11 protein-coding genes are annotated in these 14,153 nt (G+C 71.2%); 5 read left to right on the plus strand and 6 right to left on the minus strand.

Annotated elements, in window-relative coordinates; all coding sequences use genetic code 11:
• The first annotated feature begins 116 nt into the window (after positions 1 to 116).
• Positions 117 to 3,164: an NPCBM/NEW2 domain-containing protein gene (locus OG257_RS30775; protein WP_329212759.1), complete on the plus strand. Its 3,048-nt coding sequence runs from the start codon at positions 117 to 119 to the stop codon at positions 3,162 to 3,164.
• A 119-nt stretch (positions 3,165 to 3,283) separates the two neighbouring features.
• On the opposite strand, the gene OG257_RS30780 is transcribed toward OG257_RS30775, so the two are convergent.
• Positions 3,284 to 4,387, minus strand: a complete 1,104-nt coding sequence (locus OG257_RS30780; RefSeq protein WP_329212760.1) for a PAC2 family protein — start codon at positions 4,385 to 4,387, stop codon at positions 3,284 to 3,286.
• Between the two features lie 247 nt (positions 4,388 to 4,634).
• Positions 4,635 to 5,306: a FadR/GntR family transcriptional regulator gene (locus OG257_RS30785; protein ID WP_329212761.1), complete on the minus strand. Its 672-nt coding sequence runs from the start codon at positions 5,304 to 5,306 to the stop codon at positions 4,635 to 4,637.
• A 213-nt stretch (positions 5,307 to 5,519) separates the two neighbouring features.
• On the opposite strand from OG257_RS30785, the gene OG257_RS37270 reads away from it, so the two are divergent.
• From OG257_RS37270 to OG257_RS30800, 4 genes are all read left to right on the plus strand, one after another.
• Positions 5,520 to 5,603: a putative leader peptide gene (locus OG257_RS37270; RefSeq protein ID WP_383805710.1), complete on the plus strand. Its 84-nt coding sequence runs from the start codon at positions 5,520 to 5,522 to the stop codon at positions 5,601 to 5,603.
• Between the two features lie 212 nt (positions 5,604 to 5,815).
• Entirely contained in the window at positions 5,816 to 6,370 is a 555-nt protein-coding gene (ssuE, locus tag OG257_RS30790) for an NADPH-dependent FMN reductase (protein ID WP_329212762.1), read from the plus strand.
• A complete protein-coding gene (locus tag OG257_RS30795; protein ID WP_329212763.1) occupies positions 6,363 to 7,544 on the plus strand; it encodes an SfnB family sulfur acquisition oxidoreductase in 1,182 nt (393 codons plus the stop codon). The genes ssuE and OG257_RS30795 overlap by 8 nt, the downstream gene beginning before the upstream one ends.
• A gap of 22 nt (positions 7,545 to 7,566) precedes the next feature.
• On the plus strand, positions 7,567 to 8,724 hold the full coding sequence (locus OG257_RS30800; RefSeq protein WP_329212764.1) for an LLM class flavin-dependent oxidoreductase: 1,158 nt from the start codon (positions 7,567 to 7,569) through the stop codon (positions 8,722 to 8,724).
• Between the two features lie 65 nt (positions 8,725 to 8,789).
• Here OG257_RS30800 and OG257_RS30805 read toward each other — a convergent pair whose 3' ends face one another.
• The 4 genes from OG257_RS30805 to glpK form a co-directional block, all read right to left on the minus strand.
• Complete coding sequence (locus OG257_RS30805) at positions 8,790 to 9,848, minus strand: LLM class flavin-dependent oxidoreductase (protein WP_329212765.1); 1,059 nt, start codon at positions 9,846 to 9,848, stop codon at positions 8,790 to 8,792.
• A gap of 37 nt (positions 9,849 to 9,885) precedes the next feature.
• Complete coding sequence (locus OG257_RS30810) at positions 9,886 to 10,851, minus strand: LLM class flavin-dependent oxidoreductase (RefSeq protein WP_329212766.1); 966 nt, start codon at positions 10,849 to 10,851, stop codon at positions 9,886 to 9,888.
• Between the two features lie 118 nt (positions 10,852 to 10,969).
• Entirely contained in the window at positions 10,970 to 12,580 is a 1,611-nt protein-coding gene (locus tag OG257_RS30815; protein WP_329212767.1) for a glycerol-3-phosphate dehydrogenase/oxidase, read from the minus strand.
• A gap of 6 nt (positions 12,581 to 12,586) precedes the next feature.
• Positions 12,587 to 14,122 carry a glycerol kinase GlpK gene (gene glpK, locus OG257_RS30820; RefSeq protein ID WP_329212768.1) on the minus strand — a complete coding sequence of 512 codons (1,536 nt, stop codon included), beginning with the start codon at positions 14,120 to 14,122 and terminating at the stop codon, positions 12,587 to 12,589.
• Between the last annotated feature and the right edge of the window lie 31 nt (positions 14,123 to 14,153).

The raw sequence follows: 14,153 nt of genomic DNA on the forward strand, positions 1-14,153 counted from the left end.
GGTGTGACCGCACCGCGTGACCCGATCCCAAGGACCGGCCCCGACTTCCTCACGAAGTCGGGGCCGGTTCCCTTTTGTCCGTGGTCAATTGCTCGAAGTTGCGCTAAAAGCGCTCTATGCAATCATCAACGCGCATCAGAGTGGCGGCAGTTGCCGGTCTGCTCGGACTGCTCGCGGCACTCGCGGGGCCGGGCAGCGCCCAGGCCGAGCCGTCCGAACCGGTGGGCACGACCGTCGGCGACGTCACCGGGTTCTCCGCCGAAGGGCCCGTCTACCACCTGACGGCCGGCAAGGCCGAGGCCCGCGTCAGCTTCGTCTCCGCCGAGACCTTCCGCATCGAACTCGCCCCGGACGGCACGTTCGCCGACCCGACCGGTGACGACATCGTGCTGCCCCAGGGCGCTCCGCCACGAACCAGCTGGAAGGACCGCGGCGACCGCTACGACCTCTCCGCGAGCGGCGGGGTCACCCTGCGGGCCTACAAGTCGCCCCTGCGGTTCGCGCTGCACCGGGCCGACGGCAGCCAGGTCTGGTCCGAGGCCAAGGGGCTGAGCTGGGACGGGGAGAAGACCACCCAGACCCTCGCCCGCGGTGCCGACGAGCAGTTCTACGGCGCCGGGATGCAGAACGGCCGCGGCAACACCTCGCACCGCGGCAAGACCGTCGAGGTCGGCGTCGACTACAACTGGGACGACGGCGGCCACCCCAACTCGGTCCCGTTCTACCTCTCCTCCGCCGGATACGGCGTCTACCGCAACACCTACGCGCCCAACACCTACGCCTTCACCGACCCGGTGACGACGAGCGCGCGGGAACAGCGCTTCGACGCCTACTACTTCGCGGGTGACGCCAAGAACGTCATCGGCCAGTACACGAAGCTCACCGGCAAGCCCTTCCTGCCGCCCGTGTACGGCATGGAGATCGGCGACGCCGACTGCTACCTGCACAACGCCAACCGCGGCGAGCGGCACACCCTGGACGCGCTGAAGGTCGCCGACGGCTACGTCGAGAACGACATGCCGAACGGCTGGATGCTCGTCAACGACGGTTACGGCTGTGGTTACGAGGACCTCGCCGAGACCGCCGAGGGCCTCCAGGACCGCGGGATGGAGCTCGGTCTGTGGACCGAGGACGGCATCGACAAGCTCGCCGACCAGGTGAAGGCGGGCCAGCGGGTCGCCAAGCTCGATGTCGCCTGGATCGGCGAGGGCTACAAGTTCGCCCTGGACGGCTGCAAGGACGCGTACAAGGGCATCGAGGACAACAGCGATGCCCGCGGCTTCACCTGGGCGCCGGAGAGCTGGGCGGGCGCCCAGCGCTGCGGAGTCCAGTGGTCCGGCGACCAGTCGGGCAGCTGGGAGTACATCCGCTGGCAGATCCCGACCTACGCGGGCGCCACGATGTCCGGACTCGCGTACACGACGGGTGACGTCGACGGCATCTTCGGCGGCAGCGCCAAGACGTACACCCGGGACCTCCAGTGGAAGATGTTCCTGGGTACGACGATGACCATGGACGGCTGGGCCGCGAACGACAAGCAGCCCTTCCGGTACGGCGAGCCGTACACCTCCGTCAACCGTGACTACCTGAAGCTGAAGGAGTCGCTGCTGCCGTACCAGTACTCCTACGCCCACGAGGCGACGAAGACGGGCGTCGGCATGGTCCGCCCGCTCGTCCTGGAGTACCCGGACGACCCGAAGGCGGCGTCGGACGCGGCGAAGTACGAGTTCATGTCCGGTGAGCACTTCCTGGTCGCCCCCGTCCACCAGGACGCCACCGAGCGCAGTGGCATCTACCTGCCGAAGGGCACCTGGACCGACTACTGGAGCGGCAGGACGTACCAGGGGCCGACCACCGTCGACCACTACAGCGCCCCGCTCGACACCCTCCCGCTCTTCGTGAAGGCGGGCGCCGCCGTGCCGATGTGGCCCGGCATCCGCTCGTACAAGGACCGCACGGCGGACTCACCGCTGGCCTGGGACGTGTATCCGCAGGGGACCTCGTCGTTCACGCTGTACGAGGACGACGGTGTGACCCGGCAGCACCGCGAGGGCAGGTACGCCACGCAGCGGGCCGTCGTGGACGCCCCGAAGAGCGGTGCGGGCGATGTCACCGTACGCATCGGGGAGAGCAGGGGGAGCTTCGCGGGCAAACAGAGCCGCCGCCCCTACGAGTTCGCCGTGCACACCGGGTCCGCTCCCACTGCGGTGAAGCTCGCGGGCAAGCTGCCGCAGGTGCGTTCGGCGGCGGACTTCGAGGCGGCGAAGCAGGGCTGGTGGTACGACCAGGACGACCGCGGCGGCGTGGTGAAGGTCAAGACCCTGCCGCTGAGCACCGGTCAGGCGTTCACGCTCACGCTGGAGAACGCCAGCGCCGTCGGCGGGAAGAAGCCCGGCGCGACGGCCGTCGTCTCCGCACCGGACGCACAGGAGGCGGGCGCAGGGGTGGCCGGCACCGTGTCCGTCGACGTCACCGCGGGCTCCGCCGACCTGACGGACACCGCCGTCACCCTCGACGTCCCGGAGGGCTGGCAGGTCACCCCGGCGGCGGTCGTGGCGCGGATACCGGCGGGCACCACCCGCCGGGTCGAGGTGGCGGTCACCCCGGCGCGGGACGCCACGGCGGGCGAGGCGCGGATCACCGCGCTGGCCCGCTACCGGTCGGCGGGCGAGGCCCGAACGGCCGTGCAGCGCCTCGCCCTCGGAGTGATGCCGCCGCCCCCGGCCGGCGCGGCCTGGGCGAGCGACCTGGTCTGGCTCACGTCGGCCAACGGCTACGGGCCCGCGGAGCGTGACCGCTCCAACGGTGAGTCCGGTGCGGCCGACGGGCACACGCTGACCCTGGCAGGCAAGACGTACGAGAAGGGGATCGGCACCCACGCCGACTCCGACATCGAGGTCTATCTCGGGGGCCGGTGCACCGCGTTCACCGCGGACGTGGGCATCGACGACGAGATCAACGGCTACGGCGAGGTGGAGTTCTCCGTGGAGGCCGACGGCAAGGTGCTGTGGACCTCTCCGAAGCTGACCGGCGCCTCGGCCATGGTGCCCGTCGACGTGAGCCTCGACGGTGCGCGGCACGTGCATCTGAAGGTCAGGGACACCAACGGTTCCAAGACCGGTGACCACGGCGACTGGGGGGCTGCGAGGTTCAGCTGCGCCTGACAGGACGCCGGGACCGGATACCGGTCCCGTACCAACACGGGGGGCGCCGGACGGGATTCGTTCCCGCCCGGCGCCCCATGCGCGCTCGGCTGCCGCCGGCCACTGGCCTGTCAGGCCTGTCAGTCCTCCGTGGTGTCCCCGTTGTCGTTGTCCCCGGACGTGTCCGGGGCGTCGGGGGAGTCCTCGGACGCCTTCCCCGTGCCGGCCGCTCCGCTGTCCCCCTTGCCGGGCGACGGCGGACGTACGGCCCCGGGATCACTTTCCGGCCCGCTCTCCGGACGCTGCGGCTTCGGCGGTCTCGTGCGACCGCTCGACGTGTCCCGCAGATAGGACACGTCACCGCTCTCCGTGGCGTGGCCGCCCGGCCCCTGACCGGGACCTCCCACATCCCGGCGCCTGAGATACCGCTCGAATTCCCGCGCGATGGCCTCGCCGGACGCCTCGGGCAGCTCCGCGGTGTCCCGCGCCTCCTCCAGCGTCTGCACGTACTCGGCCACCTCGCTGTCCTCGGCGGCCAGTTGGTCGACGCCGAGCTGCCACGCGCGGGCGTCCTCGGCCAGCTCGCCCAGCGGGATCCGCAGCCCGAGCAGGTCCTCAAGACGGTTCAGCAGGGCGAGCGTCGCCTTCGGGTTCGGCGGCTGCGACACGTAGTGCGGCACCGCCGCCCACAGGCTCACCGCAGGAACTCCGGCATGCGTACACGCCTCCTGGAGGATGCCGACGATGCCGGTCGGGCCCTCGTACCTGGTCTCCTCCAGATCCATCGTCCTGGCCAGATCCGGGTCCGACGTGACCCCGCTGACCGGCACCGGCCTGGTGTGGGGGGTGTCGCCGAGCAGCGCCCCCAGGATGACGACCATCTCGACGCCCAGCTCATGGGCGAAACCCAGGATCTCGTTGCAGAACGAGCGCCAGCGCATCGAGGGTTCGATGCCGCGGACCAGCACCAGATCGCGGGGCTTCTCCCCGCCGATTCGGACCACGGAGAGCCGTGTGGTGGGCCAGGTGATCTTGCGTACCCCACCGTCCAGCCACACCGTGGGCCGGTTGACCTGGAAGTCGTAGTAGTCCTCGGCGTCGAGCGCCGCGAACACCTCGCCCTTCCATTCCCGGTCCAGATGTCCGACCGCTGTGGAGGCGGCGTCACCGGCGTCGTTCCAGCCTTCGAACGCGGCCACCATGACCGGGTCGATCAGCTCGGGTACCCCCTCGAGCTCGATCACCCAGGCCTCCTTCCGAAGTTTCCTTGCGTACGGACCAACCTTACGGCTTCCGCCCCCTCCCCCCGCAGTCCGTTTGCGTGGGCGGGCGAACCGTGCAAGCGCCTGGATTCATCCGAGCTGTACTGGGGAAACGGGCCGAGTTCCCCCTCGAACCCGGACTCATGTGCCCACCAGCGCACATGAGTCGGACCCTCACGGATGTCGAGGGCGCCGGTGGAACGCGGTCCGCCGGCCGCCGGCCCGCCCGTCACAGCGTCGAGCGCAGCCACTGCTCCACACTCGCCACATGCACCGTCGCCCAGGAGCGGGCCGCCTCGGCGTCCCGGTCCCGCAGCGCCGCGAGAATCGCCCGGTGCTCGTGCAGGGTGCGGCTGACCGCGTCCTCCTGGGTCAGCCCGCGCCAGACCCTGGCCCGGGTGGTCGGCCCGGAGAGCCCGTCCAGCAACGAGCACAGGACGGAGTTCCCGGACGCCTGGACGATCCCGCGGTGGAACTCCAGATCGCCGGCGACCAGCTCCTCCACCGAGGGGTCGGCACCCAGTGCGTCCAGCTGGGCGTCCAGCGCGTCCAGTTCGGAATCCTCGATCAGCTGAGCCGCCATCGCCGTGGCTGCCGGCTCCAGGATCCTGCGGACCGCGAGGAACTCCAGCACGGTGTCGTCGCGGTGGAAGTCCACCACGAAGCTCAGGGCCTCCAGCAGCAGCTGCGGATCCAGGCTGGTCACATAGGTGCCGTCGCCCTGGCGCACGTCGAGGATCCGGATCAGGGACAGTGCCCGCACCGCCTCGCGCAGCGAGTTGCGTGACAGGCCCAGCTCGGCCGCGAGTTCGCTCTCCTTGGGGAGCCGGTCGCCGGGCCGCAGGGCGCCCGAGACGATCATTCCCTTGATCTTCTCGATCGCTTCGTCGGTGACGGCCATGGTGGGCCTCCTCGCGCACAAGACATCCGATGTATGACCCCATTATGTGGCCCTCGGCCGGTGACAGGGCCACCCGTGGGCCGCAAAGGCTCCGGGCGTGCTCCACGAAGAGCCGGTGGAAGGCACTCGCCGCGTGAAGCGCCCGGCCGGCGACACCGCGCCCCGTGAGGGCCCACTCGACTGCCGGCGCCGTGGATGGCTAGTCTGACGGGCATGAAGGACCGACGGAATCTCACACAGCGACGTCACATCGACCTCGCACGTGTTGCCAGTTCCTTCTGTTGTCGCGAAGTCTGAGGACCCCTCCTTCGCGCGCTGTCCCATGCCCTCCTGACCAGGACGGGCCGGCCCGTTCCCGGGACCCTCTCCGCCGGTGACCCGGCCTTCCCCGCCGACGCCCGTTCCGCCCCGGGCCGGCCCGACGCCGTGTGCCGCTCCGTCCCGCTCCGTGCCGTCCGGCGCGGGTCCGTGCGCAGTCCCGCCCGCACCGCCCCACGAGAAGAGAGCCCATGGCCACCGTCCTGTCCGTCTCGGGAAGCCCGTCCGCCACCTCCCGCACCGCCCGGCTGCTGCGCCACCTCGACGACCGCCTGGCCGGACAGGGCCACACGGTCATACCCTTCGACGTCCGCACGCTGCCCGCGGAGGCCCTGCTCCGCGCCGACTTCGGCCATCCGGCCGTGGTGGGAGCCCTCGAACTGTTCGCGCGGGCCGACGGCGTCGTCATCGGCACGCCCGTCTACAAGGCCGCGTACTCGGGGCTGCTGAAGGCCCTGCTGGACCTGCTGCCGCAGACCGCGCTCGTCGGGAAGACCGTCCTGCCCCTGGCCACCGGAGGCAGCACCGCCCACGTCCTGGCCATCGACTACGCGCTGCGCCCGGTGCTCAGTTCGATGGGCGCGTCCCACATCACCCAGGGCTGGTTCGTCCTGGACCGGCACCTCACGGTGTCTCCCGACGGGACACTCACCGTCGAGGCGACGGATGCCGAGGCGCTGGACCGGATCGTCGACGGGTTCTCGGCCGCGCTGGAGCGCACGGCACCGGTGGCCGTCCATGGCTGAGATCATCCGCGACGACGCCGAGGCCCTGAAGAAGGCCGCCGAACTGGCCGCGGAATTCCGCGACGGCGCCTCGCGGCGCGACGCCGAACGCCTGCTGCCCCGCGCCGAACTGGAGAAGCTCTCGGCATCCGGCCTGCTGGCCGTGACCGTCCCCGCGGACCACGGCGGCGCGGACGTCAGCGCACTCACCCTCGCCCACGTCTTCCGGCTGCTCGCCTCGGCCGACGCGAGCCTTGCCCAGATCCCGCAGAGCCACTTCGCGTACGTCAACGTGATCCGCAGGCAGGGCACCCGCGAGCAGCAGGCCTTCTTCCACGCGGAGCTGCTGGCCGGCAAGCGGTTCGGGAACGCCCAGTCCGAGGCGGGGACCAAGCACGTCCAGGACATCCGCACCCGGCTGGAACCCGCCCCCGACGGTTCGTACCTGCTGACCGGTGTGAAGAACTACGCGACCGGCGCACTCTTCGCCGACTGGATCCCCGTGCTCGCCCGCGGCGCCGAGGACAAGCTGTACGTCGCCCTTGTCCCCGCCGGCGCACCCGGCCTCACCGTCGTCGACGACTGGGACGGCATGGGCCAGCGCACCACCGCGAGCGGCACCGTACGCCTGGAGGGGGTGCGGGTGCCCGCAGACCGGCTGTTCGCCCACCATCTGACCTTCGAGGGCCCGCAACTGCACGGTGCGGCGGCCCAGTTGCTGCACGCGGCGATCGACGCGGGGATCGCCGTCGGTGTGCTGGCCGAGGCGGCGGATTTCGTACGGACGAAGAGCCGTCCCTGGTTCGAGAGCGGTTACGACACCGCGGCCGAGGACCCGCTGCTCATCCAGCGGTTCGGCGAACTCGACCTCCGGGTGCGGGCCGCCGACGCGCTCCTGGACACCGCTGCCCGTGCCGTGGACACCGCGCAGGCCACCCTCACCGACGAGACCGCCGCCGATGCGTCCCTCGCCGTCGCCGCAGCCAAGGCGTACGCCGCGAGCGCCGCCGTCGAGGTCGCGGGAGCCCTGTTCGAGGTGGCAGGCACCCGTTCGGCCCTCGACTCGCTCAACCTGCACCGGCACTGGCGCGACGCCCGCACCCACACCCTCCACGACCCGGCCCGCTGGAAGATCCAGCACCTCGGCCGCCATGCCCTCAGCGGCACCCGACCGCCCCGCCACGGCCTGCTGTGACACCCCCGAACGGAGATCACCGGTGACTCTCACCTTCCACTGGTTCCTGCCCACCAACGGCGACAGCCGCCACGTCGTCGGAGGCGGTCACGGCACCCCCGTCACCGCGGCGGGCGGCGACCGCCCGCCCACCGTCCGCTACCTCGCCCAGATCGCCCGTGCCGCCGAGGACCTCGGCTTCGAAGGAGTGCTGACCCCCACCGGTGCCTGGTGCGAGGACGCCTGGCTGACCACGGCCATGGTCAGCCAGCACACCGAACGGCTGAAGTTCCTGGTCGCCTTCAGGCCCGGTTTCGTCTCGCCCACCCTCGCCGCGCAGATGGCCTCCACCTACCAGCGCCAGACCGGGGGCCGGCTGCTGCTCAACGTGGTGACGGGCGGGGAGAGTCACGAGCAGCGCGCGTACGGGGACTTCCTCGACAAGGACGCGCGCTACGCCCGTACCGGCGAGTTCCTGGAGATCGTCCGGGACCTGTGGGACGGCAGGACGGTGGACTTCAAGGGCGAGCACCTCACCGTCGAGGACGCCCGGCTCACCCGGGTTCCCGACCCGGTGCCCGAGGTGTACTTCGGCGGCTCCTCGCCCGCCGCCGGTGTGGTCGCCGCCCGCCACGCGGACGTCTACCTCACCTGGGGCGAACCGCCCGCCCAGGTCGCGGAGAAGATCGCCTGGATACGCGGGCTCGCCGAGCGCGAGGGCCGCAGCCTGCGCTTCGGCATCCGGCTCCACGTCATCGCCCGTGACACCTCCGAGCGGGCCTGGGCCGAGGCGGACCGCCTCCTGGCGGGCTTCGACCCCGCCACCGTGCGCTCCGTCCAGGAGGGCCTGGCCCGCAGCGAGTCCGACGGGCAGAAGCGGATGCTCGCCCTGCACGGCGGCGGCCGCGACGGCCTGGAGATCCACCCCAACCTGTGGGCGGGCATCGGCCTGGTCCGGGGCGGTGCGGGCACCGCGCTCGTCGGCAGCCACGAGGAGATCGCCGAGCGCATCGAGGAGTACCACCGGCTCGGCATCGACGAGTTCATCCTCTCCGGGTACCCGCACCTGGAGGAGGCGTACTGGTTCGGCGAGGGCGTCCTGCCCCGGCTCGCCGCCCGGGGCCTGTGGGCCCACCCGGACGGTCCGGCCGACCCCGGCCCCGCCCAGGTCCCCTTCGCGAAGGCTCCGGCAGGGTCCTGAGGGCACGGTGCCCCGGGCCCCCGCGCGGGCCCGGGGCCACTCCCGGAGCGTGGCCCCAGGGCCACTCACTCCCAGAGCGTGGAGGGCGCCTCGCGTCGCAGGACCGGGGCGACCTCCTCGGCGAACCGCTGCAGGGTCTCCAGCTGTTCGCCGTGCGACAGGCCGAAACCGTCCACGGTGATCGACTGCAGGTCGTGCCGGTACACCGAGTGGTAGCCGAGGACCTTGTCGATGATCTGCTGCGGGGACCCGATGAGCTGCGGCCCGTTCGCGATCGCGTCCTCGATCGTGCGGAACGGGGTGTTGTAGCCCGCCCTGCCCTCCAGGTGCGGTTTGAACGACTGGGCGACCCTGGCCTCGTAGAGCTCCTTGTAGCGTTCGACGGCCCGCTGCGAGCTGTCCGCGATCAGCAGCCCGCCCGACCCCGCCGCCACCCGCGCACCGGCCGGGTCGTGTCCGTACGCCTCGAACCGTTCCCGGTAGTGGGCGATGAGCCGGGCGTACGCCTCACGGGGCTGGATCGCGTTGGCCGTGAAGAGCGGATCGCCGTGCTTCGCCGCGAGCTCGGGGGAGTTGAGGCTGGTCGCCGAGCCGTGCCAGATGCGCGGCAGCCCGGCGTACGGACGCGGCACGGTCGTCACGTTCTTCAGGGACGGACGGAACTCGCCCTCCCAGTCGACCCCTTCCTCCGCCCACAGCCGCCGCAGCAGCTCGTACTTCTCCTTCTGCAGGTCCCACTGACGCTCCTCGTCGAGCCCGAACAGATCGAAGTGTCCGGCCTCCGCGCCCTTGCCCACGACGAGCTCGATCCGGCCGCGCGATATCTGGTCGAGCGTCGCGAAGTCCTCCGCCACCCGCACCGGATCGAGGATCGCGACGACCGTGACCCCGGTCAGCAGCCTGATGGTGCTCGTACGTGCGGCCAGCGCGCCCAGCACCACGCCGGGACTGGAGGAGAGGAACGGCCCGGCGTGCCGCTCCCCGACCGAGTAGGCGTCGAAACCGAGGCGCTCCGCGGCCGTCGCGGTCTCGATCACCTCGTGGAACCGGTCGGCGGCCGAAGGGAGTTCACCCGTCAGCGGGTGCGGCGCGTGCCCGATGAGGGAGAGTACGGAGAACTTCACGAGGACCGTTCCTTCCGTTGTGTGGAGAGGCCGGGCGTCAGACCCCGGCCAGGCCGAGGTGGCCGCGCAGGGTCAGGGCGGTGTACTCGGTGCGGAAGAGCCCGCGCCGCTGCAGGACGGGCACCAGGCCGGCGGTGATCGCGTCGAGGTCGTCGGGGAGTACGGCGGGCCGCAGCCGGAATCCGTCGGCGCCCCCTTCGCGGAACCACTCCTCGAGGAGGTCGGCCAGACCTTCCGGAGTACCCGTGAAGACCGCCGCGTCCGAGACGAACGGCTCGCCCGCGGCCTCGTCCAGCCTGGCCCGGCGCTCGTCGGCCGCCTCCTGGCCGGAGCCCAGTACGACCTCGAGGTCGGCGAAGACCCGCAGTGCCCCCGCGGGGCGTCCTGCTTCCTCCCGCAGGGCTTCGACCTCCTTGCGGATGGTGACGAGACCGGCGGTGTCCTTCGGGGTCACGAACACGACATCGGCATGGGCGGCCGCCAGCCGGTAGGGGATCGTGGCGTGCGCGAGCACCGCCAGTGGCGGCCGGCCCTGCACGGGGCGTACGGCGGTGCCCCACGCCTGTGTCGCCGCGTCCAGGAACTCGCCTGCCTGCCCGAACAGTTCGGCCAGCTCGCGGTCACCCTCGGGAGTCCCGTACAGCGCCACCAGACGCGCACGCTCGGCGGTGCTCGTCGCCGCGCGCGGCCGTACTCCCGCCCGCCCCGCACTCAGATGGTCGAGCGTCGCGATCCGCGCGGCCCACGCCTCGGGGTCACCCGTCGCGGGACCGAGCGGGACGAGCCCGATGCGGTCGGTGACGGTGGCCGCCAGTGCGAGCAGCAGGGCGGAGTCGAGCCGCCCGGGGCCGTCCTCCACGGTGATGAAGTCCAGCAGCCCCGCCTCTGCACCGCGCACCAGTGAGGCATACGCCTCGGGCGTGAACTGCCGTGCGGGTGCGGCGGGATGGGACCCGGCACCGTTCAGTGCCACCGACAGACGGAAACCCTCGTGTGCGGTCATCCCTCCACTGTCCCCGCGTCACGTTGCACGCGTATGGCGGCTGTGTGGCACGTCCCGGGAGGCATGCCACAGGGGGCGGCTCCCCCCGGAGCCGCCCCCTGTGTTTGCGTACCGGCCGTCAGCGCCTGTCTGCCAGCACGTCCTCGACCTGGGCCCGGATCCCGTCCGTCGCCAGACCCCGGATCGTGAGCGTCGTCCGGCGGCGCAGCACATCGTCCGCCGTCTCGGCCCACTCGCGGTCACGCGCGTACGCGACCTGCGCCCAGATCTCCGGTGCGTCCGGGTGGATACGGGCCGCCAGTGCCGGGTTCTCGTTCGCCAGCCGCGCGATGTCGAAGGCGAGCGAGCCGTAGTGGGTGGCGAGGTGCCGTGCCGTGTCGGCCGACATCCGCGGACCGGGCGTGCCGCCGTCGACCATCAGCCGGTGCGCGACCGCGTCGGGGTTCGCGATGCCGGGGAGCGGCAGCTTCCGCGGCAGCCGCGACATCGGCTCCATGTCCTCGGTGAGGGGGTGCCCGGGCAGAGCGGCCAGCTTGTTCATCACCGTACGGCCGATGTGGCGGAACGTCGTCCACTTGCCGCCCGCGACCGACAGCATGCCGCCGCGGCCCTCCGTCACGACGGTCTCCCGCTTCGCCCTGGACGTGCCGCCGGGGCCGCCCGGCAGGACGCGCAGGCCCGCGAAGGAGTACGTGATCAGGTCGCGCGACAGCTGCTGGTCGCGGACGGAGAACGCCGCCTCGTCCAGGATCTGCGCGGTGTCCTTCTCGGTGACCGCGACATCGGCCGGGTCACCCTCGTACTCCTCGTCGGTCGTGCCGAGCAGCAGCATGTCCTCCCACGGCAGCGCGAACGTGATCCTGTACTTGTCGATCGGGGTGGCCAGCGCGGCCTTCCAGGGGCGGGTGCGCTTGAGGACCAGGTGCGCGCCCTTGGACAGCCGTATGGAAGGAGCCGCGTCCGGGTTCTCCATCTTCCGCAGGTGGTCGACCCACGGGCCGGTGGCGTTCAGGACGAGGCGGGCGTCCACACCGAACTCCGTGCCGTCCTGACGGTCCTCCAGCTCGGCCCCGGTGACCCGGCCCCGGGTGAAGCGCAGACCGGTCACCGCGGCGTGGTTGAGGACGACGGCGCCGGCGTCGACGGCCGCGCGGACCGTCATCAGCGCCATCCTGGCGTCGTTCATCTGGTCGTCGCCGTAGACCGCGACGGCCTTCAGGTTGTCCGTACGCAGCTCGGGCACATCACGCTGTGCCCTCGCCGGGCTGATCACATGGCCGACGCCGTCCCCGAACCCGGACAGTGCCGAGTAGGCGAAGACGCCCGCCCCGAGCTTGGCCGCGCCGTGCGGCCCGCCCTTGTAGACGGGGAGGTAGAAGGTGAGCGGATTGGCCAGGTGCGGTGCGACCTGACGGGACACCGCGCGCCGCTCGAAGTGGTTCTCCGCGACCAGCTTCACCGCGCCGGTCTGCAGGTAGCGCAGACCGCCGTGGAGGAGCTTGGAGGAGGCGGAGGAGGTGGCGCCGGCGAAGTCGCCGGCGTCCACCAGGGCCACCCGCAGTCCGGACTGCGCGGCGTGCCAGGCGGTGGAGATGCCCAGGATGCCGCCGCCGATCACCAGGAGGTCGTACGTCGCCTTGGAAAGCTGCTCCCGGGTCTCGGCGCGGCTCGGAAGGGAGCCGGAGGCCGGATGCGTCCCGAGGGCGGGGACGCTCTGCAGGGTGGTCATGGTTGGTTACTCCTCGCCAGTGTTCTCGTCGAGCCAGCCCATGGAACGTTCCACGGCCTTGAGCCAGCTCTTGTACTCGCGGTCGCGGGTGGCCGCGTCCATACGGGGTGTCCACTCGGCGGCCCGGCGCCAGTTGGCGCGCAGCGCGTCGGTGTCCGGCCAGAAGCCGACGGCCAGACCGGCGGCGTAGGCAGCGCCGAGGCAGGTGGTCTCGGCGACCATGGGGCGCACGACGGGCGCGTCCAGGAAGTCGGAGAGCGTCTGCATCAGCAGGTTGTTGGAGGTCATGCCGCCGTCGACCTTGAGAGCGGTCAGCTCGACGCCGGAGTCCTTGGTCATGGCGTCGCTGATCTCACGGGTCTGCCAGGCGGTGGCCTCGAGCACGGCACGGGCGATGTGCGCCTTGGTCACGTACCGGGTGAGGCCGGCGATCACACCGCGGGCGTCGGGACGCCAGTACGGGGCGAACAGACCGGAGAACGCCGGGACGAAGTACGCGCCGCCGTTGTCCTCGACCGAGGACGCGAGCGTCTCGATCTCGGCCGCGGACTTGATCAGGCCCATCTGGTCGCGCATCCACTGCACCAGCGAACCGGTGACGGCGATGGAGCCCTCCAGGGCGTACACCGCCTTCTGGTCGCCGATCCGGTACCCGACGGTCGTCAGCAGCCCGTTGTACGAGTTCACCGGCGTTTCGCCGGTGTTCAGCAGCATGAAGGTGCCGGTGCCGTACGTGGACTTGGCCTCGCCCTCGGCGAAACACGTCTGGCCGAACAGCGCGGCCTGCTGGTCGCCGAGCGCGGAGGCCACCGGGATGCCGTCGAGGACGCCGCCCTTGGCATGGCCGTAGACCTCGGCGGAGGAGCGGATCTCCGGCAGTACGGACGGGGGGATGTCCATCGACCGGACGATCTCGTTGTCCCACTGCATCGTGTGCAGGTTCATCAGGAGGGTGCGCGAGGCATTGGTGACGTCGGTGACATGGACGCCGCCGTCCGTGCCGCCGGTCAGGTTCCAGATGACCCAGGAGTCCATGGTGCCGAAGAGGATGTCGCCCCGGTCGGCGCGCTCGCGCAGCCCCTCGACATTGTCGAGCAGCCAGCGGACCTTGGGGCCCGCGAAGTACGAGGCGAGCGGCAGTCCGGTCTGGCGGCGGAAGCGGTCCTGGCCGACGTTGCGGCCGAGTTCCTTGCAGAGCACGTCGGTGCGGGTGTCCTGCCACACGAGGGCGTTGTGGACGGGCTCACCGGTGTTCTTGTCCCAGAGCAGGGTGGTCTCGCGCTGGTTGGTGATGCCGATCGCCTTGACGTCGGCGGAGGTGATGCCGGCCTTGACGATGGCGCCGGCGACGACCTCCTGGACGTTCTCCCAGATCTCGGTCGCATCGTGCTCGACCCAGCCCGGCTTGGGGAGGATCTGCTCGTGCTCCTTCTGGTCGACGGAGACGATCCGGCCGTCCTTGTCGAAGACGATGCAGCGACTGGACGTGGTGCCCTGGTCGATGGCCGCGATGAACGGCCCGGTGGTGTGTGCGTCGGTCACGGTGTGCTCCCGGAGGTCTGTGGTGTCGAGG

The sequence above is a fragment of the Streptomyces sp. NBC_00683 genome (assembly GCF_036226745.1).
Taxonomy (GTDB): domain Bacteria; phylum Actinomycetota; class Actinomycetes; order Streptomycetales; family Streptomycetaceae; genus Streptomyces.